This is a genomic window from Microbulbifer thermotolerans (assembly GCF_900112305.1).
GTDB classification, from domain to species: Bacteria; Pseudomonadota; Gammaproteobacteria; order Pseudomonadales; family Cellvibrionaceae; genus Microbulbifer; species Microbulbifer thermotolerans.
The window spans coordinates 1-1,197 of sequence record NZ_FOKT01000029.1; the positions used below are offsets into that span (position 1 = coordinate 1).

General features: G+C 57.9%; 1 protein-coding gene. It reads left to right on the top strand.

Features of this window, described 5'->3' with window-relative positions:
* Window position 1 precedes the first annotated feature (1 nt).
* Complete coding sequence (tuf, locus tag BM155_RS16705) at window positions 2-1,195, top strand: elongation factor Tu (protein WP_067150963.1); 1,194 nt, start codon at window positions 2-4, stop codon at window positions 1,193-1,195.
* Window positions 1,196-1,197: the final 2 nt, after the last annotated feature.

Sequence of the window (1,197 nt, forward strand, 5' to 3'; positions counted from 1 at the left end):
AATGGCAAAAGAAAAGTTTGAACGTTCCAAGCCCCACGTAAACGTGGGCACCATCGGTCACGTTGACCACGGTAAAACCACCCTGACCGCGGCGCTGACCCGCGTGTGCTCTGAAGTGTGGGGCGGCCAGGCGGTAGCCTTCGACGGTATCGATAACGCACCGGAAGAGCGCGAGCGCGGTATCACCATTGCCACCTCTCACGTGGAATACGAGTCCCCGACCCGTCACTACGCCCACGTTGACTGCCCGGGACACGCCGACTACGTGAAAAACATGATTACCGGTGCTGCGCAGATGGACGGCGCCATCCTGGTTTGCTCTGCAGCTGACGGCCCCATGCCGCAGACTCGTGAGCACATCCTGCTGTCCCGTCAGGTAGGCGTACCCTACATCGTGGTATTCCTGAACAAAGCCGACATGGTCGACGACGAAGAGCTGCTGGAACTGGTGGAAATGGAAGTTCGCGAGCTTCTGGACCAGTACGAGTTCCCGGGAGACGACACTCCGATCATCGTTGGTTCCGCTCTGATGGCGTTGAACGGCGAAGACGACAACGGCCTGGGCACCAGCGCTGTGAAGAAACTGGTGGAAACTCTGGACGAATACATTCCGGAGCCGGAGCGCGCTGTTGATCAACCGTTCCTGATGCCGATCGAAGACGTGTTCTCCATCTCTGGCCGCGGTACCGTGGTAACTGGTCGTGTAGAGCGCGGTGTTCTGAAAACTGGCGACGAAATCGAAATCGTCGGTATCCGCGAAACCACTTCCACCACCTGTACTGGTGTTGAAATGTTCCGCAAGCTGCTGGACGAAGGTCGTGCTGGTGAGAACATTGGCGCCCTGCTGCGCGGCACCAAGCGTGACGAGGTAGAGCGTGGTCAAGTACTGGCCAAGCCGGGCTCCATCACTCCGCACACCAAATTCCAAGCGGAAGTGTACGTGCTGTCCAAAGACGAAGGTGGTCGTCACACTCCCTTCTTCAAAGGCTACCGTCCGCAGTTCTACTTCCGTACCACAGACGTAACTGGTGCGGTAGAGCTGCCGGAAGGCACCGAGATGGTAATGCCGGGTGACAACGTTCAAATGACCGTTACCCTGATCGCGCCGATTGCGATGGAAGAAGGTCTGCGCTTCGCGATCCGCGAAGGTGGCCGTACCGTTGGTGCCGGCGTTGTATCCAAGATCATCGAGTAATT